The sequence below is a fragment of the Mesorhizobium sp. B2-3-12 genome, from assembly GCF_006442205.1.
Classification (GTDB): domain Bacteria; phylum Pseudomonadota; class Alphaproteobacteria; order Rhizobiales; family Rhizobiaceae; genus Mesorhizobium.
Genome location: NZ_VFVR01000006.1, coordinates 246,317 through 267,564, shown reverse-complemented (window position 1 = coordinate 267,564; position 21,248 = coordinate 246,317). Strand labels below are relative to the sequence as shown.

Here is a 21,248-nt window from a genome sequence, read left to right as displayed (position 1 = left end):
GCGTCCCGTCGAGACGTCACGCATTAGCCGTGACGCGCTCGCGGGCTTCATGAACCGCAAAAAAGCCGATATGCAGGATGCGTGGTACTGGTTGCCTCAAGCCATGAAAAAGCCGGAGATTCTGCATGCGACTGACAGTGCTCCTTGCCGCCCTTTCGATAGCTTTGCCCGCGGCGGCCTGGGCCGGCCCGGCGTCCGATGCCGTGAAGTTTTTCTACGTTCCGCAGGTCAAGTTCGAGGCCGACGCGCAATACCGCGATCGCTTCACCGAGCCGGTGACGAAACTGTTCGACCTCAACGACCAGGCAACCAAGAAGAACCCGGACCAGGTCGCCTGTATCGACTTCGATCCTGGCCTCGACGCGCAGGATTTCGACCAGAAGACCATTTCCAAGACCTTGAAACTGTCCGAGACGGTGGATGGCGACACGGCGCAGGTGGTGGCGAATTTCAGTCTGTTTCCGGAAGGCGACGATGCGCAGCGCGAAATGCACTGGTCGCTGAAGAAGGTCGAGGGCAAGTGGAAGATATCGGACATCGCCTCGAAGACCAGCGACTGGACACTGAGCAAGCTCGAATGCGTGGCCGGCCAGGATCCGGAGTAAGGCGATGGCCGGTCGCGCGTTCCTGCTCTTGTCGGCCATCTGCCTGCTGGCCGCGGGCTTGAACGGCGCGGCCGCCCAGGGGCTGTTGGGTCCACCGCCGGCGAATGCTCCGGCCGAGGCAGCACCTGCCGAGAGCGGGCCGCCGCCGGCAACGGCACCCGGCGGCGCCGCCGAACCGGCAACGCCACCTGTCGCATGGCCGCCGAGCGAACCAGCCGCCCCCATTCAGCCGGGATCGCCGACGGCGGTCGTGCGGCCGTTTTACGATCAGGTCAACCTGGAGATCGATCCGTCGCAACGCAGCCATTTTGTCGATCCGGCAAAAACCGTGCTCGACAAGAGCGATGCCTTGCGCAAGTCCGGGCAAGGCGAATGCCTGGACCCCAACATGGCGCTCGACAATGCGGACTACGACAAGGCCGAGATCGACAAGAGCCTGAAGACGCTTGAGGCGATCAATGGCGACCAGGCCAAGGTCATCGTCGCCTTCGTCGTCGCCGGCAACCCGCATCGCCTCGAATGGAAGTTCAAGAAGGTTGGCGGCGAGTGGAAGATATCGGACCTGTTGTCGGTGACCGGCGAATGGGCGCTCAGCCAGTACCAGTGCGAATGATCGTCGAGTTATCCCCGCCCGCGATAGGGAGCCACGCCGGTGTCCGGCAGCCAGGCGCCTTCGGGCGGCGCGCCGGTCTGCCAGAAGACATCGATCGGAATGCCGCCGCGCGGATACCAATAGCCGCCGATACGCAACCAGAGCGGCTTGGTCGCGGCGACAATGCGACGGCCGATCATCACCGTGCAGTCTTCATGGAAAGCGCCATGGTTGCGAAACGAGGTCATGAACAGTTTGAGCGACTTCGATTCCACCAAGGCCGCATCGGGTGCGTAGTCGATGACGATATGGGCGAAATCCGGCTGTCCGGTCACCGGACAGAGCGAGGTGAATTCCGGGACGGTGAAACGCACGATCGCCGGCGGTCCGTCACCGCGCTGAAACGGCACGGTTTCCAGGATCGCGACTTCGGGGCTCTGTGGCGTCTCGACGTGTGTGCCGAGCTGGGTAAGGTTTTTGGTATCGATCATGAGCGGTTTCCTTGGATTTGCCGCTCATTAGCACAAATTAAAACGGCAGGAAGACGATGACCAGCAACGACCCGCTTCTCCAACCCTACCAGCTCAAGCATCTGACGCTGAAGAACCGGGTCATGTCGACCAGCCACGAGCCGGCCTATTCGGAGGACGGCATGCCGAAGGAACGCTATCGGCTCTACCATGCAGAAAAGGCCAGGGGCGGTATGGCGCTGACCATGACCGCCGGCTCGGCCATCGTATCGCGCGACAGCCCGGCCGCTTTCGGCAATCTCCATGTCTATGACGACCGCATCGTGCCGTGGCTGGCTGAACTGGCGGATTCCTGCCACGAACACGACTGCAAGGTGATGATCCAGATCACCCATCTCGGCCGCCGCACCGGCTGGAACAAGGCTGACTGGCTGCCGGTGCTTTCAGCCTCGCCGGTGCGCGAGCCGGCGCACCGTGCCTTCCCCAAGACCATCGAGGAGTGGGACATCGAACGCATCGTCGCCGACTATGCTTCGGCCGCGCAGCGCTGCCAGGCGGCCGGGCTGGATGGCATCGAGTTCGAATCCTACGGCCATCTGATGGACGGCTTCTGGTCGCCCGCCACCAATCATCGCGACGACGAGTATGGCGGTTCGCTCGACAACCGGCTGCGTTTCACCAACATGGTGCTCGATGCGGTGCGGTCGGCGGTTGGCGAGAAATTCGTCGTCGGCATCCGCATGGTCGCCGACGAGGATTTCGACAAAGGCCTGTCGAAGGAGGAAGGCGTCGAGATCGCCAGGCGGCTCGCGTCGTCCGGCAAGGTCGATTTCCTCAACATCATCCGTGGTTCCATCGAAAGCGACGCGGCACTGACCAAGGTCATCCCGGTGGCCGGGATGCGCTCTTCGCCGCATCTCGATTTCGCCGGCGAGGTGAGGGCGGCAACAAAATTCCCGACCTTCCACGCGGCGCGCATTTCCGACGTCGCCACCGCGCGCCATGCGATCGCCACCGGCAAGCTCGACATGGTCGGCATGACGCGTGCCCACATCGCCGATCCGCACATCATCAAGAAGGTGATGGAGGGCCGCGAGCACGAGATCCGCCCCTGCGTCGGCGCCACCTATTGTCTCGACCGCATCTATGAAGGCGGCGAGGCGCTGTGCGTCCACAACGCGGCGACCGGCCGCGAGGCCGATATTCCGCATATCATCGTCAAGGCCGAAGGGCCCAAGCGGAAGGTCGTCATCGTTGGCGCCGGGGCCGGCGGACTGGAGGCTGCGCGGGTCGCGGCCGAGCGCGGCCATCAGGTGACGGTGCTGGAGGCGTCTAGCCAGGCCGGTGGCCAGGTCCGTCTGGCGACCCAGAACCCGCGCCGCAAGGAATTGATCGGCATCATCGACTGGCGCCTGGCCGAACTCGATCGGCTCGGTGTCGAGATACGATACGACACCTGGGCGGAGCAGGAGGATGTTCTGGCCCTGGTGCCCGACGTGGTGGTCGTCGCAACCGGCGGCCTGCCGCGGAACCCGCCGCTGGTGTCCGGCGACAACCTCGTCACGTCGAGCTGGGACATCATGGCCGGCAGCGTCAAGCCGGCCGAGAATGTCCTGCTCTATGACGACAATGGCGGCCATCAGGGCATGGGGGCGGCCGAGTTGATCGCCAACAGCGGCTCGAGACTGGAACTGGTTTCGCCAGAGCGGTTCTTCGCTCCCGAAATGGGCGGCATGAACCACGTGCCCTATGTCAGGGCCTTCCATGAGAAGGGCGTGACCGTCACCATCAACACGCGCCTGCGCTCGGTGCGACGCGAGGGCAATCAACTGGTCGCTGAACTCGCTTCGGATTTTGCCGATGGCTGGCGCGGCGAACGACGTGTCGACCAGGTGGTGGTCGAGCACGGCACGGCGCCGCTCGACGATCTTTATCTCTCGCTGAAACCCTTGTCGAAGAACGGTGGCGCGGTCGACTACGAACGTCTGGTCAAAGGGGGCGACATTTTCCCGGCGCGCAATCCCCAAGGATCTTTTGTGCTGTTGCGGATCGGCGATGCTGTCGCCTCGCGCAACATTCATGCCGCCATCTATGACGGGATAAGGTTCGGCCTGCGAATCTGAACCCATCAAGAAAATGGTGGCGCGCGGTCGGACCTGCCTACGAGAGCCCTTGTATGCCGGCCTGGCCGCGCGCCCGCACGTTTGGCTTGTCGCCTGACAACGTGCGATCTTGTGGGTTGGTGCTCAAACCATCCTGGCGACCGCCATGCACAGCACGGTGATCGCCAGCAGCCTTGCGGCAATGCGTTCGCCCATGGCCATTCTGGCGCGCAGTTGGGTTTCGATATCCGCACTGGCGCCGGCAAGCCGCCGGCTGGGCGCCCTGACCATGGCGCCGAGCACGCCGGCGGCGGCGGATGCGGTCAGGATGCCGAGCGCCAGCACCATTTCCATCGAGCCGAAATAGGCGCCGTGAAATAAATACCACAGCAGCGCTCCGGTCAGGAAAACCATGCCGGCCGCGCCCAATTGCGGCCGGATGAAGCGTTCCGCCTTGATCTCGGGATCGCGGGCAAGCGTGACGGTGGTGCCGGCCCAGAACACTCCGGCCACGACGTGAAGGCCGATCACGACGATGTAGACATACTGCATGCCGGCTATCCTTCTCTCGCTCGTCATATGCAATAGTTAGATATCTAATCATTAGATGTCAATGTACAAAGCGAAGCTTGTTCCATCCTGCGAAAACACCGTCTAGTGTCCGGCGATGACGCCTTTTGAACGCCCGCCGGTCGGCATGAATCTCGGCCGCACCGCAAAGCTTGTCGCTCAGGCTTTCGACGCCGCCTTGGTCGAGGCAGGCGGCACATTGCCGGTCTGGCTCACGCTGCTTTCGGTTAAGTCGAGCGAGCTTGCCAATCAACGCGAACTTGCCGGCATGATCGGCATCCAGGGTGCGACGCTGACCCATCATCTCAATGCGATGGAGGCGCAGGGCCTGCTGACGCGGCGGCGCGATCCCGTCAACCGCCGGGTTCATCTGGTCGAGTTGACGGAGGCTGGAGAAGCGCTGTTCGAGAGATTGCGGCAAGCGGCACTTGTCTTCGACAAGCGGCTGCGCACAGGACTGCCTGACGAGCGTCTGGCGGAGTTTGCGCAGGTGCTGGCCGTATTGCGGGAGAATGTGGAGAGCTAGGAGTGCCGGCCTGATGGCTCAGTCGTCATAGCTTGGGATTTTTCCAAAGGCGTAATGGCGCAGCTTCAGCGCGGTGATCAGGTTGGTCAGTTGCGTCTTGCCGTCGAAGCCGTCCTGGAACATCTCGTCATGCATCAAAAGGATCAGCTTGCCGGGTTTGGCGAAATGGCCATAGCCGAACAGATGATCGATCTCGCTGACCAGATGGTCGACGCTCTGCACCGGCTCGCCGCTGTCCTTGTGCACCCATTCGTGATCCCAGCCGTAGAGATAGAAGCCGGAAGCCGCGACGAACTCATAGTCGGGATCCTCACGCCCTGCCTGCGCCTGCCCAAGCGAATTGTCGTTCTTTGACATCGACGGCAGCCGGAACACATCGCGCCCCGGCAGGCGCGCATGCACTTCCGGCTTCAGGCCCAGTACGGTGTTGGCCCTGAGCATGTCGGCCACCACGCCTTCGGTATCGCCATAGAAATGCCGGTAGTGATTGTAGGCGTGACTGTAGCTGTGGTTGCCGATCGTCACCAACGGCATCGCCTTGGCGCGCCGCACCAGGTTTCCGTTGGAAGCACTGGCCTGCGCATGCATGCCGACCATGAACAGCGTTGCGGGTACCTGCTCCGCCTCCAGCACGTCGAGGATATTGCTTGTGCCGTTCAGCGGTCCGTCGTCGAAGGTGAGATAGATGGTGCGATCCGCCCCGTAGGCTGGCAGCGCGGACATCAAAATGGCCGCCAGGGCAAACCAAAAGAATGTCATGGGCCGCACCCCCTGCGATCGGCACAGGCCGCCATTTCCCCGGCTGCTTGTCAAGGATGGTCCGGTTTACGCGAGGCTGCCCTGCAGGACTGTCAGCCTGGCCTTCTTCGGCATACGGGCCGTCAGCCATTCGAGCGCCTTGTCATGCGGCATCGGGAAGGCGATGGAATAGCCTTGCACCTGGTCGCAGCCGATCGCCATCAGCGAGTCGAGCTCCGCCTCGGTTTCGGCGCCCTCGGCGACGATGGAAATGCCCAGCCCCCGGGCAAGCTCCGTGATGGCGCGCACGATCTTGGAGTTGTCGCCATTCTCATGGATGTTCTGGACGAAGCGGCGGTCGATCTTGAGCCGGTCGATCTCGTTCGGGTTGACGTGGCTCAGCGAAGCATAGCCGGTGCCGAAGTCGTCAAGCTCCAGATGGACGCCGGCGGCCCTGATCTGACGCAGCTTCGCCGCGATCCCTGTCTTCTCGTCGTCGAGAATGACGGATTCGACGATTTCGAGCGACAGTTTCTGCGGCGGCAGCCCCGCTTTCTCCAGCGTCCCGAACAGAAACACATCGAAATCGTGCTCGCGCAACTCGGTGCCCGAGACATTGACGGCAAGCCGTCCGAAAGCAATCCCGGCACGGTTCCATTCGGCGGCCTCGTTGATCGCCTTGCTGATCACGATGCGGCCGATCTCAGGCATGAACCCGCATTTCTCGGCAACCGGGATGAATTCACCCGGCGAGATCATGCCGCGTTCGGGATGGTTCCAGCGCACCAGCGCCTCGATGCCGCTGATGGTGCCGTTGGTCAGCGAAACCTGCGGCTGGAAATAGACCTGGAACGCCTTTTCGGAAATGGCGACCTTGATGTCGTGTTCGAGCTGCTTGCGGTAGTCGAGTTCCCTGCGCAATTCCTCCGAGAAGAACGAGAAGTTGCCGCCGCCCATCTTCTTGGCCGAGTAAAGCGCCAGATCGGCATGAACCAGCAGGTCCTGGGCATTGTCGGCGTCGATCGGATAGACCGCGATACCGCCGCTGGCGCCCGGAAGAATGGTGGTGCCCTGAAACACGATCGGCTCGTTGATATGCGCCAGGATACGCCGGGCCAGCATGTTGATGTCCTCGGTGCTGCCGGCTCCGTTGAGGATCATCACGAATTCGTCGCCACCGAGCCGCGCGCAGAGATCCGACGCCCGGCAGGAATCGCGCATGCGCTGCGCCGTCACCACCAGCACATAGTCACCGGCGGCGTGGCCGAGCGTATCGTTGATCTGCTTGAACCGGTCGAGGTCGAGCTGCACGACGGCCAGCCGCTCGCGTCGCCGGTGCGCGCCCTTGATCAGCGTCTCGAAATGGTCGGTCAGGAAGGTGCGGTTGTGCAGGCCGGTCAGCCCGTCATGAACTGCGATGAAGGCCATCGAATTGCGCGCCTCGACCAGTTCACGGGTCTTGCGCAGGATCGCGTTGGACATCGGCCTGAAGATGAACAGCGCCACCAGCAGGATCACGCCGAGGGTGGCGTAGAACAGCGTGCGGTGGAGGGTAAGCAGCTTTTCGGAGCGCTCGTCGGCATCGGCGCTGATGCGCTGGCCGAGCGCGGCATAGCCGGACAGTGTGGCATTGGCGACCGAGGCATCGAGGTTGACGCGTTCGGCGCCGCCCTTGTAGCCGCCATTGTCGCCAAGGTTGAGCTGCGATTCCAGCGCCGAGATCAGACGGTCGCCATTGGCGATCAGGCCGACCGAGAAATAGTCGAGATGGAAGGGTTTGGCGAAAAGCACGCTCTCGATCGACTTCGCATCGCGCTTGGCTGGCGATTCCGGATCCGCGCCTGTCTGCTTGAGCAGCAGATCGTAGTTCGTCTCGAACTCCGCCGTAGCCTGCTTCAGCGCGCTGACCAGCGCCGGCTGCTTGTCGCGCGAGGCGACGCCCGTCGCGCTGGCAAGGAAGACGATGCGCTGCGACAACGTCTTTTGCGTGCCGACGATGTCGAGCAAGGTGTGGTTGTGCTGCTGCGTGGCCATCGTCTGCTGCAGCAGGACGAAGGAGGCCGCCACCATGGCGGCAATGATCAGCAGCGCCAGCCAGTAGCCAGCCTTGATCAGCAGTATGAGCTTGCCTGAAACGGTTTGCACCGGCTGCTGAGACATGTTCGGGGGCGGCCCTCTAGCCAACGGATTTCTGTATGAGCACCATTGAACTGCAAACGTTAACAGGACCGGAAGTCGACGGCTGGCCGGCAAGGGGGAGGAGCGGAAAGATCGCGAAATGGTTATCGGGTTCTTTCGTGGCCGGCCCGCATTTGAGCATTCGTCAATCCATGCGTGCCGGGCGATCACTTGGGCAATGTCCATTGCGCCCAGCTGATGCTGCCCGGCCACCCCTTGCGGTCGCTTTTGCGATGGATTTTTTGCGCGGGCGGGACGACAGTCTGCCCACGTCAAACGAGGCCTGATCATGACCGCAGCATTTCTCTCCCACATCGACAGCGAGCTTGCAGGGCTGAAATCCGCCGGCCTTTACAAGTCCGAGCGGGTGATTTCCTCGACGCAGTCGGCCGAAATCGAGGTCGGCGGCGAGAAGGTGCTGAATTTCTGCGCCAACAACTATCTCGGCCTCGCCGACAGCGCGGACCTACGCGCGGCGGCCACGCAGGCGCTCGACCGCTACGGCTACGGCATGGCCTCGGTGCGCTTCATCTGCGGCACGCAGGAGGAGCACAAGCAGCTCGAGGCGACGATTTCATCCTTCCTCGGCATGGACGACACCATCCTTTACGGCTCCTGCTTCGACGCCAATGGCGGCCTGTTCGAAACGCTGCTGGGCGAGGAGGACGCGATCATTTCCGACGCGCTCAACCACGCCTCGATCATCGATGGTGTCCGGCTGTCGAAGGCCAAACGCTTCCGCTACGCCAACAACGACATGGCCGATCTGGAAGCGCGGTTGAAGGAAGCCAGGGATTGCCGCTTCCGGCTGATCGCCACCGACGGCGTGTTTTCCATGGACGGCATCATCGCCAATTTGAAGGGCGTCTGCGATCTCGCCGAAAAGTACGATGCCATGGTCATGGTCGATGACAGCCATGCGGTCGGCTTCGTCGGCAAGAATGGCCGGGGCTCGGCGGAACATTGCGGCGTCGAGGGCAGGGTGGACATCATCACCGGCACGCTCGGCAAGGCGCTCGGCGGCGCCTCTGGAGGCTATACGTCCGGCAAGAAACAGGTGGTCGACTGGCTGCGCCAGCGCTCGCGGCCCTATCTCTTTTCCAACACGCTGATGCCGGCGATCGCCGGCGCCTCGATCAAGGTCTTCGACCTGATCCGCAATGGCGATGCCTTGCGCGAGCGCCTATATGCCAATGCGGCACGGTTCAGGTCCGAGATGGGCAAGCTCGGCTTCACGCTGGCAGGCGCGGATCATCCGATCATCCCGGTGATGCTGGGCGATGCGACGCTGGCGCAGGAGATGGCGGCGCGCATGCTGAAGCGCGGCATCTATGTCATCGGATTCTCGTTCCCGGTGGTGCCGAAGGGCCAGGCGCGCATCCGCACGCAGATGTCGGCGGCGCATTCCACTGTCGACATTGACCGCGCGGTGGAGGCCTTCGGCGCGGTCGGCAGGGAATTGGGCGTGATTTCCTGAGCGTCGAAAAGCTGCTCCGGATCAAGAGATTCAAGGGACAAAAGAATGTCGAACATGATGAAGGCGCTGGTGAAGGCCAAGGCCGAGCCAGGCATCTGGATGGAAGAGGTGCCGGTGCCGGAGATCGGCCCCAACGATGTGCTGATCAAGGTCAAAAAGACCGCGATCTGCGGCACAGACGTGCATATCTACAATTGGGACCAGTGGGCGCAGAAGACGGTGCCGGTACCGATGGTGACCGGCCATGAATTCGTCGGCACCGTCGCCGATTTCGGCGCCGCGGTCACCGAATACAAGGTCGGCCAGCGCGTCTCTGGCGAAGGCCACATCGTCTGCGGCCATTGCCGCAACTGCCGTGCCGGGCGAGGGCATCTGTGCCGCAACACGCTCGGCGTCGGCGTCAACCGTCCCGGTGCCTTCGGCGAATACCTGGCCATTCCCCAGCACAATGTCGTGCCGATCCCCGACGACGTGCCGGACGAGATCGCGGCGATCTTCGATCCCCTTGGCAATGCCGTCCACACCGCATTGTCGTTCGATCTGGTCGGCGAGGATGTGCTGGTCACCGGCGCCGGGCCGATCGGCATCATGGGGGCCCTGGTGGCGCAATGCGTCGGTGCGCGAAAGGTGGTCATCACCGACATCAACCCGGTGCGGCTGGCGCTGGCCAAAAAGCTCGGCGTCCAGCACGTCGTCGATGCCTCGCAGGAAAAGCTGAGCGATGTCATGCCGGCGCTTGGCATGACCGAGGGGTTCGACGTCGGCCTCGAAATGTCGGGCGCCGCGCCTGCCTTCCGCGACATGATCGACACCATGAACAATGGCGGCAAGATCGCCATTTTGGGCATAGCCCCGACCGGCTTCGAGATCGACTGGAACAAGGTCATCTTCAAGATGCTGCATCTGAAGGGCATCTATGGCCGCGAAATGTTCGAGACCTGGTACAAGATGATCGCCCTGGTGCAGGGGCCGCTGGATGTGAGCGGGCTGATCACGCATCGGATTGGCATCGACGATTATCAGGCCGGGTTCGACGCGATGCGCAGCGGCAGTTCGGGCAAGGTAGTGATGGATTGGTGAGGGCGGCATAGCGCCGTCCGCTAAAACGTCTGTACGCTGTCCCGCCGGCCTTCAGCTCTTTTCTTCCAATGCCCTCTCCAGAGCCGCCACCCCGCTGACAATCGCAACCCGCTCTTCCGCGCCCAGCCTCGCCAGCAACTCTCTCTCAAACGCCTTTGCCAGCGGCACCATCTCGCGATAGGCGGCAAGCCCCGCTTTGGTCAGCGTCAAATGCTCGACGCGGCGGTCGTTCTCGTCAGGCGTCCGCAGCAGCCAGCGCCGCCGTTCCAACTCGGACACGGCCCGGGACACCTTGGTCTTGTGCATGGCCGATTGCTCGCCGAGCGCCGTCGCGGTCATCGTGCCGCGCTGTCCAAGCCCGGAAAGCGTGCGCCATTCCGGCCGTGTCAGGCCGTAATGGTCCTTGTAGACTTTCGAGAATTCGCGGCTGACCGCGTCGGCCAGCCGGTAGAGCCGGTAGGGCAGGAAGCTTTCAAGTTCGAGGATGTCCATTGTCCGCATCCGGGAAAAACGGAAGATTGATAGTTACATTCTCGATGGTTACAAATGAAACCAATCTGGTCAATCCGGGAGGACGCGATGGCCTTTTCCTATATGCCGGGCTTCGGCAATGATTTTGAGACCGAGACATTGCCGGGTTCCTTGCCGCAGGGGCGCAACTCGCCGCAGCGGCCGGCCTACGGCCTCTATGCCGAGCAGCTTTCCGGTTCGCCCTTCACCGCGCCGCGTGGCACCAACGAGCGATCCTGGCTCTACCGCATCCGGCCGAGCGTAAAACACACTGGCCGCTTCAAGGCCGCGAACTATCCCTTGTGGAAAACCGCGCCGAATGTCGGCGACCACGAACTGGCGCTGGGCCAATACCGCTGGAACCCGGTGCCGATGCCGAAAGAGCCGACCGATTTTATCGCCGGCATGCGCACGATCACCACGGCCGGCGACGTGCTCGGGCAGAGCGGCATGGCTGCCCATGTCTATGTCGCCAACCGCTCCATGGTCGACGACCATTTTTTCAATGCCGACGGTGAACTGCTTGTTGTGCCGCAGGTGGGCAGCTTGCGCCTTGTCACCGAGATGGGGGTCATCGAGCTTCGTCCCGGCGAGATCGCCGTGCTGCCGCGCGGCCTCGTCTTCAAGGTCGAACTGGTCGACACCGAAGTGCGCGGCTATGTCTGCGAGAACTACGGCGCCAAGCTGACCTTGCCTGATCGCGGCCCCATCGGTGCCAATTGCCTGGCCAATCCGCGCGACTTCAAGACGCCCTGCGCCTGGTTCGAGGAGAAGGAAACGCCGTGCCGGCTGATCGTCAAATGGTGCGGCAATTTCCACGTCACCGAGATCGGCCATTCGCCACTCGACGTCGTCGCCTGGCACGGCAACTACGCCCCTTACAAATATGATCTGGCGACGTTTTCTCCGGTCGGCGCACTGCTGTTCGACCACCCCGATCCATCGATCTTCACGGTTCTCACCGCGCCGAGCGGCGAGGAAGGCACCGCCAACATCGACTTCGTCATCTTCCCGCCGCGCTGGCTGGTGGCCGAGGATACGTTCCGGCCGCCCTGGTACCACCGCAACATCATGAGCGAATTCATGGGACTGATCCACGGCCAGTACGATGCCAAGGAGGAAGGTTTCGTTCCCGGTGGCATCAGCCTGCACAATCTGATGCTGGCGCACGGCCCGGATGCGCCTGGCTTCGAAAAAGCCTCGCGCGCGGAGCTGAAACCGGTCAAGCTCGACAATACCATGGCCTTCATGTTCGAGACCCGCTATCCGCAGATGCTGACCCGCTACGGCGCGGAACTGGAAACCCGGCAGGACAATTACATCGACTGCTGGGCCGACCTGAAGAAGCGCTTCAACGGCACGCCGGAGGGCGACTGGTCTTGAGTGGCAAGCCAATGCCGGATCGGCTGGTGCTGCTGGGCTCGAAAGGCGGCCCCGCGCTGCGGCCGGGCGGGCCGTGGCCGAGTTCGTCGCTGCTCGAGATCGGCGGACGAACCATCGTCGTCGATTGCGGGCTTGGCGTAACGCGCGGTCTGGTCGATGCCGGTGTCAACCTGAAGGCGCTCGATCTGATCTTCATCACCCACCTGCATTCCGACCATGTGCTGGAACTCGGACCGCTGATCCACACCGCCTGGACTGCGGGTCTGGCGACGCCAGTCAGCGTGTTCGGTCCGCCCGGCACCGGCCATTACTGGCGGCGCTTTTGCCAGGCGATGGAATTCGACATCGAGATCCGCATCATCGATGAGGGCCGGCCCGATATTCGCGATCTGGTTTCTGTCGAAGAATTCGGCGAAGGCCGTGTGGTCGGGCAGCGCGGCCTGAAGGTGGCGGCGCTGCGCGTCGACCATCCGCCGGTCACCGATTGCTTTGCCCTGCGCTTCGAGCATGGCGCAAAAAGCGTGGTGTTCTCGGCCGATACAGCCTTCTTTCCGCCGCTGGCCGATTTCGCCGAAGGCGCTGATGTCCTCGTCCATGAAGCCATGCTGGAAGAAGGCATCGAGCGGCTGGTTGCCAGGACCGGCAATGGCGCGCGGCTCAAGGAGCATCTGCTTGCAAGCCACAGCTTTGCCGAGGAGGCTGGGCGCATCGCCAACACAGCCGGCGTGAAGCGGCTGGTGCTCAATCACCTCATTCCGGCCGACGACTCCCAGATTGGCGAGACAGAGTGGACTGCCGCCGTCAGGAAAACATGGGCCGGCGACTTGACGATCGCGCGCGACGGCCTTGTTGTGGAGTTAAGCAGCGGGAAAGCTGCAAAAGGAGAGGGAACAGCATGAAGCTTGCCACACTGAAGGACGGGACGCGCGACGGAAAACTCGTCGTCGTTTCGCGCGACCTAACCCAGTACACCGACGCCTCGTTCCTGGCGCGCACGCTGCAGGCGGCACTCGACGACTGGCGCAGGATCTCGCCGCATCTGGCGACAATCGCCGAATCGCTGGAGAACAATGCGATGCCGGCAGCTCGCTTCCACGAGCACGACGCGCATTCGCCGCTGCCGCGCGCCTATCAATGGGCTGACGGATCCGCCTATGTGAACCATGTCGAACTGGTGCGCAAAGCGCGCGGCGTCGAGATGCCGGCAAGCTTCTGGACCGACCCGCTGATCTACCAGGGCGGCTCGGACTCCTTCGTGGCACCACGCGATCCGATCCAGACAGTCGACGAGGCCTTCGGCATCGATATGGAAGCCGAGGTCGCGGTCATCGTTGACGATGTGCCGATGGGCGCCAGCCTCGATGAGGCGCGCGCCGCCATCCGGCTGGTCATGCTGGTCAACGATGTCACGTTGCGCGCACTCACCGGGCCGGAACTGGCCAAGGGGTTCGGCTTCTTTCAGTCGAAACCGTCCTCGGCCTTTTCGCCCGTGGCGGTGACGCCGGACGAACTGGGCGATGCCTGGGACGGCGGCAAGGTCAGCCTGCCGCTGCTCGCCGACATCAACGGCAAGCCGTTCGGCCGCGCCAATGCCGGCGTCGACATGACCTTCGATTTCCCGGCCCTGATCGCTCACGCCGCCCGGACAAGGCCGCTGGTCTCAGGCACCATCATCGGCTCGGGGACGGTCTCCAACAAGCTCGACGGCGGCCCGGGCAAGCCGGTCGCGGCGGGCGGCGCCGGCTATTCCTGCATCGCCGAACTGCGCATGATCGAGACGATCGAGTCAGGTGAACCAAAGACGCCGTTCCTGCGCTTCGGCGACACGGTGCGCGTCGAGATGAAGGACAAGGCAGGTCATTCGATCTTCGGTGCCATCGAGCAGACGGTTGAGAAATACGAGGGATAGGCTAGGACAGATTTTCAGCGATGAATCTTCTGGATCATTTGCGCCGCATGGCTGGGAATAATCTCTGGTCGAACGACCGGCTCTACCGTGCCGTGCTTGCGCTCAAGCCCGGCGAGTTCGAAGCCGAGCGCACCAGCTTTTTCCCATCGATCAAGGCAACGCTCAACCACGTCCTTGCCGTCGATTATCTCTATCTCGATTTTCTCGAAGAAGGCGGTGTCGGCGCCGCCGCCCATGATGATTTCGTGCCTTTCGAGGAAAGTGAGCCGCTCTTTGCCGCACAGCTAGTGGCCGACCGACGGCTGATCGCCTTCTGCGATGGCCTGTCGGAGGTCGATCTCGATCGCCGCGTCATCACCGACCGGCGCGAGGACGGCATGATCCCGGAAAAGATCGGCGATATCCTGGCGCACGTCTTCCTGCACGACATCCACCATCGCGGCCAGGTCCACGCCATGCTGTCGGGCACGTCAGTCGCGCCGCCGCAACTGGATGAGTTTTTGCTCGACTATGATTTGAAGCTGAGGAAGGAAGAGGTCGAGCGGCTGGGGTTGGGTCGTCAGACCAGCGCCACGTCGTAAGTCGAAAATTCGGGACCGAGTTCGTCAAAATCGTCCGCTATCCGGATCTGGCCCTTTAAGGCTCCGAGCAGGCCTTTGCTTCCGCCTGGCCGAGCGGGAGCGTTCAAGGTTGCAACAACCTCGCCGTGACGCGTCAGATTGATTTCTTCGCCAGCTTGGGCACGCTTTACCAACTCCGACAGCTGAGCCTTCGCCTTAGCCATTGGAATGTTCATGGACGACCTCCTGTGACCAGAATTTAGGTCATAAGAAGTTGTCCTGCAAGTAAGCTAAGCCGCCTTGCCGTCCACCTTGATCACGCCACGCTTGATCTGGTCCTGCTCGATCGATTCGAACAGAGCGCGGAAATTGCCCTCGCCAAAGCCTTCGTCGCCCTTGCGCTGGATGAACTCGAAGAAGATCGGCCCGATCACGGTCTTCGAAAAGATCTGCAGCAGGATCTTGGTCATGCCGCCATCGACCACGCCTTCGCCGTCGATCAGGATACCATGCTTCTTCATCCGCTCGATCGGCTCGTCATGGCCGTTCACGCGGTCATACGACATGTCGTAATAGGTCTCCGGCGGGCCGGGCATGAACTTCAGCCCGTTGTCGGCGAGCTTGTCGGTGGCCGCGTAGATCTCATCGGTACCGACCGCGATGTGCTGGATGCCTTCGCCATTGTACTTCTTCAGGTATTCGGCGATCTGGCTGGTCTCGTCCTTGGATTCGTTGAGCGGAATGCGGATCTTGCCGCAGGGCGAGGTGATGGCGCGGCTGACCAGACCGGTGATCTTGCCGTCGATGTCGAAGAAATGGATCTGCTTGAAGCCGAACAGATTGCGATAAAAATCCCACCATTTGTCCATCTGGCCGCGATAGACATTGTGAGTCAGGTGGTCGAGGAAATAGAAGCCGACGCCTTGCGGCCTGGGGTCGCGCGCGCCAAGCCACTCGAATTCTGCGTCATAGGCCGAGCCCTTCTTGCCGTAGCTGTCGATGAAATAAAGCAGCGAGCCGCCGATACCGACAATCGCTGGCACATTGAGCGCCTTGTCGTCGCCTTCATAGGGGATGGCTCCCTTCGAGACGGCGTGGTCGAAAGCGTGCTTGGCATCGACCACGCGCCAGGCCATCGAAGCGGCGCAAGGGCCGTGCTTGTCGGCGAACTTCATCGCGTGCGAACCGGGCTCGGCGTTGACAACATAGTTGATGTCGCCCTGGCGCCAGACGGTGATGTTCTTGCTGCGATGCCTGGCCACGGCCACATAGCCCATGCGGGTGAATAGCTCGGCCAGCTTCGTCGGTTCGGGATGCGCGAATTCGACGAACTCGAAACCATCGGTGCCGGCGGGGTTGTCCTTGCTGATCGTGGCGGGCGGGGCGTCGTGCGGGAAGGGACCCATGGTATTCCTCCGAAATGTCGTTTGGCCGAAAATGACCATTCGACGCATGATAACGCGGAGCCGGCGCATAGTGCTTGCATTCAAGCGCTTGAAATGATGATGTCATGCGTGAAACATGCATGAAGAGAGAAAAATCCGTGGATGAGGCGCGCATTGATCAATTTGACCGCAAGATAATGGCGCTCCTGCAAGGTGACGCGCGGCTCACCAACAACGATCTGTCAGAGCGGGTGAACCTGTCGGCATCGCAATGCTCGCGCCGCCGCCAGCGTCTGGAGGAGGATGGTTTTATCAAAGGCTACCGGGCGGTGCTCGACCGTGATCGTCTCGGCTTCTCGCTGGTCAACGTCATCTCGGTAACCTTGGCCACCCACAACCGTGACAATGCCCGGCGCTTCGGCGAATTAGTGGCGCGGCTGCCCGAGGTGCAGGAAGCCCACGCGCTGACCGGCGAGATGGATTATATCCTGAAAGTCGTGACGCCCGATCTCAAATCACTGTCGGAGTTCGTCAACGGCGTGCTCCTGCCGCACGAATCGGTGCAGCATGTGAAGACGGCGATCGTGCTGGAGACACTGAAAGAGACCGGCGCGCTGCCGATTTAAGCCTTCGACTGCTGGATCAGCCCATACAGATTGGTGCAGCGGGCGCCGGAGCGGCAATAGGCGAACACCGGCCCTTCGAGCTCGTCGAGTGCTTCGGCCTGGTCGTCGACATTATCCTGCGTGATCTGGCCGCTGATGACCGGGATATAGCGGAAGGCGAGACCGGCGGCTTCGACTGCTGTCTTGAGCGTTTCCGCCGAAGGCTGGCCGGGCTGTTCGTCGTCCGGCCGGTTGCAGATCACGCTCTTGAAGCCGGCTTCTTTGATGGCGGCGACGTCTTCGGGCTGGATCTGGCCTGAAACCGAATAGTCTTCGCTGATCTGGCGGTATTCCATTGTGTCGTCCTTGCGATCTCGTTGATGGCAGTCTTGCCACTCCCGGAGGGGGGCGGCAATCCGCATCGAAGGAATTCTCTGCCAAATAGACATCGCAGGCCAGAAAATCCAACCGGGCCGATACGACCCGGCTGGGTGCGGATCAATTTCAGCTGCCGAGAATGGCGCCTTTGATCTGACGGATGTTGTTGTGCATCATGTCGATATAGGTCGAGCCCGGGCCATCGGGCTGCGACAGCGCATCCGAGTAGAGCGTGCCGCCGACCTTGATGCCGGTCTCGCTGGCGATCTGCTCGATCAGGCGCGGGTTGGTGATGTTCTCGACGAAGATAGCCGCGGCCTTGTCCTGCTTGACCTGCTCGACCAGCTTGGCGACATCGGCGGCCGACGGTTCGGAATCGGTCGAGATGCCTTGCGGGGCGAGGAAAGTCAGGCCGTATTCGTGCTCGAAATAGCCGAAGGCGTCATGCGAGGTGATGACGACGCGCTTTGCCTCGGGGATCGACTGGATCGCTGCCTTCACTTCGCCTTCCAGCGCATCGAGCTTCTTGGTGTAAGCGGCGGCATTGGTTTGGTAGGAGACGCAGCCTTCGCTATCGGCCGCGCAGAACGCTTCGGCGATGTTCTTCACATAAATCCTGGCATTGGCGATCGACTGGAAGGCGTGCGGATCGGTCACCGTCTTGCCGCCGGCAGTGCCGGCACCCTCCGCTGCGTCGGCGTCGGCGAATTCAGGTTTGAAGTCGATCGGCGTCACGCCCTTGGTCAAGGTGATGATCGAGGCCTTGGTGGCGCTGGCATCGACCAGCCGCTGCAGGAAACCTTCGAAATGCAGGCCGTTGACCAGCATGATATCGGCCTTGGCCATGGCCACCGCGTCGGCGGGGCTCGGCTCATAGACATGGGCATCGCCGTCCGGCCCGACAATGGTGGTGATCGCGACCCGGTCGCCGCCGACGTTTTTGGCGAAGTCCGCGATGACGGTGAAGCTGGCGACCACTTTCAGCGGCGCGGCGAATGCCGACGATGCTCCAAAGGCGGTTAATGTTATAACGCTCATCGCCAGAGCGGCACGGATCGATTTCAGCATAAGCGGGGTCTCCTTTTAGGGGCGGGGGATCAGGCCGTTCTGTGACGGTGATGGATGATGCGCGCGCGCAGAATGCCGCGCGTGCCAAACAGGATAGAGGCGAAATAGACGACGCCGGCCGACAGGATGATGGCCGGGCCGGACGGCAGCGAGGCATGATAGGAGAGGAGCAGTCCGGCAATGCAGGAGGCAAAGCCGATCAGCACGGCCAGCACGCACATAGGCTCGACGCGCGCCGTCCAGAAGCGAGCGGCAGCCGCCGGCAGCATCATCAATCCAACGGACAGCAAGGTACCGAGCGCCTGGAAGCCGCCGACGAGGTTAAGCACGACGAGGCCGAGGAAGATGAAATGCACCGGGCTGCCCATGCGGCTGACCGAACGCAGGAACAGCGGGTCGAGGCATTCGGCGACCAGCGCCCGCCAGAAGATGGCGAGACAGACCAGCGTCACCGCGACGATGCCGCCGATCAGCGTCAAGGCCTCGTTGTTGAGCGCCAGAACCGTGCCGAACAGCACATGCATGAGATCGACGCTGGAGCCGCGGATCGACACCATCAGCACGCCGATGGCGAGCGAAATCAGGTAGAAAGCTGCCATCGAGGCGTCCTCACGCTGGATGGTGAAGCGCGAAACGGCGCCGGCGCCGAGCGCCACGATGACGCCGGCGATCAGGCCGCCAATGGTCATCGGCAGGATTTCAAGGCCATAGAACAGGAAGCCGGCGGCCGCCCCCGGCAGGATGGCATGCGCCATCGCGTCACCCGACAGGCTCATGCGCCGCAGCATCAGGAAGACGCCGATCGGGCAGGCGCCGAGCGACAGCATCAGCGAGCCGATCAGCGCCCGCTGCATGAAGCCGAAATCGGCGAAGGGCGCGATGAAAAGACCGTAGAGCGCGTCCATCAGGCAGCCCTCGGTCCGGCGCCATGGTGATGGTCGTGATCGTGGCCATGATGATCGTGATCATGGCCGTGAGCGTGCTCGTCAGGCTCGCACCAGGGCGCGTTCTCTTCCCAGGCTTCGTGAAAGCGGCGCGCCCGCAACAGGTTCTCCGGCTTCAGCGTTTCCCGGGTTTCGCCCCAGGCAACCGGCTGGCGGGCAAGCAGCAGTGTTTCGGGAAAATTCTGGCGCACCAGATCGAGATCATGCACCACCACCATGATCGTGCGTTTCTCGCCGTGCCAGCGCTTGATCAGGGCAATTAGGTCACCGACTGTCTTGGCGTCGACCGCATTGAAGGGCTCGTCGAGCAGGATCAGATCGGCATCCTGCAACAGCACCCGGGCAAACAGCGTCCGCTGCAATTGACCACCCGACAGCGTGTCGATCGGCCGCTTCTCGAAGCCGCCGAGGCCGACGGCCATCAAAGCCTTGCTGACGGATTCGCGATCTTCCTTGGTGTAGCGGCCAAGCATGCCGCGCTTCGGCCACAGGCCCAGTGAAACCAGATCGACGACACGGGCGGGAAAAGAGCGATCGAGTTCCGATTGCTGCGGCAGATAGGCCGCCCGCACACCGGGCGCGCGGACAACTTCGCCGGCCATTGGCTTCAGCACCCCGACGATACCCTTCATCAGCGTCGACTTGCCGGAGCCGTTGGCACCGACCACGGCCGTCAACGAACCCTTGCGGATCGCGCCATCGAGATGATGGATCGCCGGGTGGCTGTTATAGCCAAGCGTCAGGTCACGGAATGTCAGGCAGGTCTGGGTCATATCGCTCCGTCGCCAAACGCGGCCGCAGGCAGGGGTGTTGGATATGTGATGTTATTACATTAGTCAACAAGCCCATCCGGCGGAATTGCGACGCCATGGTCAAATCCCCGTGTGCGCGCCTGCCTTGAATGGCGCAATTGGCTCAAACGGTTTCGGTCAGGCGGCCTTGCCCGAAGCGGACGGCGACTCTAAAGAGGCCCGATCACAACGGAAGGAACCTCTCGAATGAGCATTCGTCGCATCGATGTCGGCCCGCGTATGAGCCAGATCGTCATCCACGGCAACACCGTCTATCTGGCCGGCCAGGTCGGCGAACCCGGCGGCAACGTCGCCTCGCAGACCCGCGATGTTCTGGCGGCCATCGACGAATTGCTGGCCAAGGCCGGCACCGACAAGACCAAGATCGTCCAGGCGATCATCTGGCTGGCCGACATGAGCACCTTCGCCGAAATGAATTCCGAGTGGGACAAGTGGGTGCCGCAGGGCCACACGCCCGCCCGCGCCACCGGCGAAGCCAAGCTCGCCGGCCCGGAATATCTGGTCGAGATTATCGTGACGGCCGCGCTGTAAAGCGCGACGTGGAGGCTGTCGATCTCCCCCCTCGTGGGGGAGATGCCCCGGCAGGGCAGAGCGGGGGAGATCAGCTACCCCTGCGACGGCGTGAACCTTGCCACCAGCGTGTGGCTTTCCGCCGGATAGATGAAGCGTACATGGGTGACCGGGTGCTCGGCGCTCCAGGTGCGGCGTTCGACCACTAGGCAGGGCGCGCCGGGATCGATGTCGAGCGCATCGGCGATAGTCTCGTCGGCGGCCATGGCGCGGATGCGGTGCTCGGCTTCGCTCCAGGGCACACGGCCTATTAGCCACGGGCCTGCCGCGATTTCGAGGAACGCCTCGTCTCCAGCCTCGGCCACGGCCGACAGATTGATCAGTCTCTGCTCGAAGGCGAACGGCCGTTCGCCGGCAAAATGCAAGCCTTCAAGCCGCAGGACCGAGCCCGCCGTGGAGAGTCCGAGCAGCGCCCGGTCGCCGGCATTGCTGCGCCGTTGCAGGCGTTCCAGCCGCTCATAGCGATAGGGCAGGCCGAGCGCCTCGACCTCGATCCTGATGTCGTGAAGTTCAAGTACCGCCGCTTGCGATTGCGGCCGGCGGACAAAGCTGCCCGAACGCCGCCGCCGTTCGATCAAGCCGGCCTTGGCGAGCTGCGACAGCGCCTTGTTCACGGTCATGCGCGAGCATTTGTATTCCGCCGTCAGCTCATGTTCGAACGGAATACGGTGGCCAGGCGCCCAAGTGCCGGACAGGATCTTTTCGCGGATATCGGAAAGGATGCGCTGATGCAGCGAAACGGTCTCGCTGTCCTCCATGTCAGTCGGTTCGACCATGCTCATCCAG

The 21,248-nt window shown here is 62.4% G+C and carries 24 protein-coding genes; 12 read left to right on the top strand and 12 right to left on the bottom strand.

What is annotated here, in order from left to right:
• The first annotated feature begins 125 nt into the window (after positions 1 to 125).
• Positions 126 to 605, top strand: a complete 480-nt coding sequence (locus FJ948_RS19140) for a DUF3828 domain-containing protein (protein WP_140707062.1) — start codon at positions 126 to 128, stop codon at positions 603 to 605.
• Positions 606 to 609: 4 nt separating this feature from the next.
• Positions 610 to 1,218: a hypothetical protein gene (locus FJ948_RS19135; RefSeq protein ID WP_140707060.1), complete on the top strand. Its 609-nt coding sequence runs from the start codon at positions 610 to 612 to the stop codon at positions 1,216 to 1,218.
• An 8-nt stretch (positions 1,219 to 1,226) separates the two neighbouring features.
• Here the strand turns inward: FJ948_RS19135 and queF are convergent, their stop codons facing one another.
• Complete coding sequence (gene queF, locus FJ948_RS19130; RefSeq protein WP_140707058.1) at positions 1,227 to 1,688, bottom strand: preQ(1) synthase; 462 nt, start codon at positions 1,686 to 1,688, stop codon at positions 1,227 to 1,229.
• 56 nt (positions 1,689 to 1,744) lie between these two features.
• Here queF and FJ948_RS19125 point away from each other — a divergent pair, with 56 nt between their 5' ends.
• Positions 1,745 to 3,790, top strand: coding sequence for an NADH:flavin oxidoreductase (locus tag FJ948_RS19125; RefSeq protein WP_140707057.1), 2,046 nt, complete (start codon positions 1,745 to 1,747; stop codon positions 3,788 to 3,790).
• A gap of 123 nt (positions 3,791 to 3,913) precedes the next feature.
• On the opposite strand, the gene FJ948_RS19120 is transcribed toward FJ948_RS19125, so the two are convergent.
• Positions 3,914 to 4,321: a hypothetical protein gene (locus FJ948_RS19120; RefSeq protein WP_140707055.1), complete on the bottom strand. Its 408-nt coding sequence runs from the start codon at positions 4,319 to 4,321 to the stop codon at positions 3,914 to 3,916.
• A gap of 115 nt (positions 4,322 to 4,436) precedes the next feature.
• Here FJ948_RS19120 and FJ948_RS19115 point away from each other — a divergent pair, with 115 nt between their 5' ends.
• The gene (locus tag FJ948_RS19115; RefSeq protein WP_140707053.1) at positions 4,437 to 4,865 is read left to right on the top strand and encodes a MarR family winged helix-turn-helix transcriptional regulator; all 429 of its coding nucleotides are present in this window, start codon (positions 4,437 to 4,439) and stop codon (positions 4,863 to 4,865) included.
• An 18-nt stretch (positions 4,866 to 4,883) separates the two neighbouring features.
• Here the strand turns inward: FJ948_RS19115 and FJ948_RS19110 are convergent, their stop codons facing one another.
• Together FJ948_RS19110 and FJ948_RS19105 are read right to left on the bottom strand one after the other, a co-directional pair.
• A complete protein-coding gene (locus tag FJ948_RS19110; protein ID WP_246677547.1) occupies positions 4,884 to 5,588 on the bottom strand; it encodes a polysaccharide deacetylase family protein in 705 nt (234 codons plus the stop codon).
• A 102-nt stretch (positions 5,589 to 5,690) separates the two neighbouring features.
• On the bottom strand, positions 5,691 to 7,763 hold the full coding sequence (locus FJ948_RS19105; RefSeq protein ID WP_140707049.1) for an EAL domain-containing protein: 2,073 nt from the start codon (positions 7,761 to 7,763) through the stop codon (positions 5,691 to 5,693).
• A gap of 307 nt (positions 7,764 to 8,070) precedes the next feature.
• Here FJ948_RS19105 and FJ948_RS19100 point away from each other — a divergent pair, with 307 nt between their 5' ends.
• Complete coding sequence (locus tag FJ948_RS19100) at positions 8,071 to 9,258, top strand: glycine C-acetyltransferase (RefSeq protein ID WP_140707047.1); 1,188 nt, start codon at positions 8,071 to 8,073, stop codon at positions 9,256 to 9,258.
• A 45-nt stretch (positions 9,259 to 9,303) separates the two neighbouring features.
• Positions 9,304 to 10,338 carry an L-threonine 3-dehydrogenase gene (gene tdh, locus FJ948_RS19095; protein WP_140707045.1) on the top strand — a complete coding sequence of 345 codons (1,035 nt, stop codon included), beginning with the start codon at positions 9,304 to 9,306 and terminating at the stop codon, positions 10,336 to 10,338.
• Between the two features lie 51 nt (positions 10,339 to 10,389).
• Here the strand turns inward: tdh and FJ948_RS19090 are convergent, their stop codons facing one another.
• Complete coding sequence (locus tag FJ948_RS19090; protein ID WP_181173717.1) at positions 10,390 to 10,830, bottom strand: MarR family transcriptional regulator; 441 nt, start codon at positions 10,828 to 10,830, stop codon at positions 10,390 to 10,392.
• 87 nt (positions 10,831 to 10,917) lie between these two features.
• Between FJ948_RS19090 and hmgA the strand changes: the two genes are divergently transcribed.
• The 4 genes from hmgA to FJ948_RS19070 are packed head-to-tail and all read left to right on the top strand — an operon-like array spanning position 10,918 to position 14,721.
• Positions 10,918 to 12,231: a homogentisate 1,2-dioxygenase gene (hmgA, locus tag FJ948_RS19085; protein ID WP_140707042.1), complete on the top strand. Its 1,314-nt coding sequence runs from the start codon at positions 10,918 to 10,920 to the stop codon at positions 12,229 to 12,231.
• 11 nt (positions 12,232 to 12,242) lie between these two features.
• Positions 12,243 to 13,130 carry an MBL fold metallo-hydrolase gene (locus FJ948_RS19080; protein WP_181173730.1) on the top strand — a complete coding sequence of 296 codons (888 nt, stop codon included), beginning with the start codon at positions 12,243 to 12,245 and terminating at the stop codon, positions 13,128 to 13,130.
• Positions 13,127 to 14,140 (top strand): fumarylacetoacetate hydrolase family protein, encoded by a 1,014-nt coding sequence (locus FJ948_RS19075; RefSeq protein ID WP_140707038.1) that lies wholly within the window; start codon positions 13,127 to 13,129, stop codon positions 14,138 to 14,140. The genes FJ948_RS19080 and FJ948_RS19075 overlap by 4 nt, the downstream gene beginning before the upstream one ends.
• Positions 14,141 to 14,160: 20 nt before the next feature.
• Entirely contained in the window at positions 14,161 to 14,721 is a 561-nt protein-coding gene (locus tag FJ948_RS19070) for a DinB family protein (RefSeq protein WP_140707036.1), read from the top strand.
• Here the strand turns inward: FJ948_RS19070 and FJ948_RS19065 are convergent.
• Both FJ948_RS19065 and hppD read right to left on the bottom strand, forming a co-directional pair.
• The gene (locus tag FJ948_RS19065; protein ID WP_140707034.1) at positions 14,700 to 14,936 is read right to left on the bottom strand and encodes a type II toxin-antitoxin system prevent-host-death family antitoxin; all 237 of its coding nucleotides are present in this window, start codon (positions 14,934 to 14,936) and stop codon (positions 14,700 to 14,702) included. The genes FJ948_RS19070 and FJ948_RS19065 overlap by 22 nt on opposite strands.
• Positions 14,937 to 14,990: 54 nt before the next feature.
• A complete protein-coding gene (hppD, locus tag FJ948_RS19060; RefSeq protein WP_140707032.1) occupies positions 14,991 to 16,106 on the bottom strand; it encodes a 4-hydroxyphenylpyruvate dioxygenase in 1,116 nt (371 codons plus the stop codon).
• Between the two features lie 137 nt (positions 16,107 to 16,243).
• On the opposite strand from hppD, the gene FJ948_RS19055 reads away from it, so the two are divergent.
• Positions 16,244 to 16,711, top strand: a complete 468-nt coding sequence (locus FJ948_RS19055) for an Lrp/AsnC family transcriptional regulator (protein ID WP_140707314.1) — start codon at positions 16,244 to 16,246, stop codon at positions 16,709 to 16,711.
• Here the strand turns inward: FJ948_RS19055 and FJ948_RS19050 are convergent.
• The 4 genes from FJ948_RS19050 to aztA all read right to left on the bottom strand — a co-directional run bounded on the left by FJ948_RS19050 (position 16,708) and on the right by aztA (position 19,853).
• On the bottom strand, positions 16,708 to 17,046 hold the full coding sequence (locus FJ948_RS19050) for a TIGR01244 family sulfur transferase (RefSeq protein ID WP_140707030.1): 339 nt from the start codon (positions 17,044 to 17,046) through the stop codon (positions 16,708 to 16,710). The two genes, FJ948_RS19055 and FJ948_RS19050, sit on opposite strands and share 4 nt — an antisense overlap.
• 148 nt (positions 17,047 to 17,194) lie before the next feature.
• Positions 17,195 to 18,136 (bottom strand): zinc ABC transporter substrate-binding protein AztC, encoded by a 942-nt coding sequence (gene aztC, locus FJ948_RS19045; protein WP_140707028.1) that lies wholly within the window; start codon positions 18,134 to 18,136, stop codon positions 17,195 to 17,197.
• Between the two features lie 29 nt (positions 18,137 to 18,165).
• Positions 18,166 to 19,041, bottom strand: coding sequence for a zinc ABC transporter permease AztB (gene aztB / locus FJ948_RS19040; protein ID WP_140707026.1), 876 nt, complete (start codon positions 19,039 to 19,041; stop codon positions 18,166 to 18,168).
• A complete protein-coding gene (aztA, locus tag FJ948_RS19035) occupies positions 19,041 to 19,853 on the bottom strand; it encodes a zinc ABC transporter ATP-binding protein AztA (RefSeq protein ID WP_140707024.1) in 813 nt (270 codons plus the stop codon). Before aztA ends, aztB begins: the two co-directional genes overlap by 1 nt.
• 225 nt (positions 19,854 to 20,078) lie before the next feature.
• Between aztA and FJ948_RS19030 the strand changes: the two genes are divergently transcribed.
• Positions 20,079 to 20,423: a RidA family protein gene (locus FJ948_RS19030; protein ID WP_140707022.1), complete on the top strand. Its 345-nt coding sequence runs from the start codon at positions 20,079 to 20,081 to the stop codon at positions 20,421 to 20,423.
• Positions 20,424 to 20,497: 74 nt separating this feature from the next.
• Here the strand turns inward: FJ948_RS19030 and hutC are convergent, their stop codons facing one another.
• Complete coding sequence (gene hutC / locus FJ948_RS19025; RefSeq protein WP_181173716.1) at positions 20,498 to 21,244, bottom strand: histidine utilization repressor; 747 nt, start codon at positions 21,242 to 21,244, stop codon at positions 20,498 to 20,500.
• Positions 21,245 to 21,248 lie beyond the last annotated feature (4 nt).